The sequence below is a fragment of the Bradyrhizobium lablabi genome, assembly GCF_018129385.1.
GTDB lineage: Bacteria > Pseudomonadota > Alphaproteobacteria > Rhizobiales > Xanthobacteraceae > Bradyrhizobium > Bradyrhizobium lablabi_C.
The window spans coordinates 1-1,120 of the sequence record NZ_JAFCLN010000056.1 but is presented as its reverse complement, the minus strand read 5'-3'; the positions used below and the strand labels follow the sequence as shown (position 1 = coordinate 1,120).

General features: G+C 61.2%; 1 protein-coding gene. It reads left to right on the top strand.

Annotated elements, in window-relative coordinates; translation table 11 throughout:
• Positions 1 to 24 precede the first annotated feature (24 nt).
• Positions 25 to 1,023, top strand: coding sequence for an IS110 family transposase (locus JQ628_RS34360; RefSeq protein ID WP_212231057.1), 999 nt, complete (start codon positions 25 to 27; stop codon positions 1,021 to 1,023).
• The last annotated feature ends 97 nt before the right edge of the window (positions 1,024 to 1,120 follow it).

The following is a 1,120-nucleotide window of genomic DNA, read 5'->3' as shown; positions in this document are numbered from 1 at the left end:
CGAACCGAGCAAGGAAGGGAGTGGATGATGGCACAGAATGAGGTTGTTGTCGTCGGGATTGATGTAGCCAAGGACAAGGTGGATGCGTGCATTCGCTCGTTGGCTCAACGAAAGACGTTTCCGAGCACCACAGAGGGACGGCGCGCGCTGATCCGCTGGCTTCGCAAGTATAAGGTCGGCAAGGCAGCCATGGAGGCTTCTGGCGGCTATGAGCAGGACTGGGCCAAGGCGTTGCGCCAGGCCAGCCTCGAAGTCCTAGTCATCGATCCTAAGCGGGTGCGCAGCTTCGCCAAATCGGCTGGACGGCTCGCCAAGAACGATCCGATCGATGCGGAGATGATCGCCTGGTTCGCCGAGACGTTCGTCGAGGCAAAGAGCCAAGCTCACGATGCCGCACGCGAAAAGCTGGCGCAGATCGTCAATGCGCGTCAAAGCCTGCTCGACATGCAGACCAGACTGCAAAACAGGGGCGAGCATTCCACACCGGAAGTCGTGCAGAAAATGCAGGAGCGGCTGTTGAAGAAGATCTCCGTCGAAGTTGCCAAGCTCGAGGTCGCGATCGCAGCCCAGGTCAAGGCGACGCCGCATTTTGTTGAACTCGCCGAGATCATCGAGAGCGTGCCGGGGCTTGGCAAAGTCACGGCCGCCGGACTGATCGCGGCAATGCCGGAACTCGGCCAGGTGAACGGCAACATCGTCGCGGCCTTGTTGGGAGTAGCACCCTACGATGACGATAGTGGCCAAAGGCGGGGCAACCGCCACATCAAGGGCGGACGCCGAAAGGCCCGCAACCTCTTCTACATGCCTTGCATGGGAGCTGCGACCCGGCATAACCCCGTGCTCAAGGCGTTCTATGACCGCCTGATCACCAAGGGAAAGGAGCCGAAGGTTGCGCTTACCGCCTGTATGCGCAAGCTCATCGTCATCCTCAACACCATGATCGCGCGACGCCAAAAATGGGACGCCAACCGCTACAAAGTGAGCGTCCCCGCTCGGCTTCCGCCGAGCGCATGCCCAGCCTGAAGACCGGTGAGCGGATGGGGTCAAGGCCGTTCAGCCGCCGGAGGCGGTGGCGCGGAGCGCCAGCCTTGAGGCCAGCCGATCACAGGGCTACACAACA

What these genes read in the sequence shown, in the direction of transcription:
- JQ628_RS34360 (WP_212231057.1), top strand. Translation starts at nt 25, where the DNA reads ATGATGGCACAGAATGAGGTTGTTGTCGTCGGGATTGATGTAGCCAAG.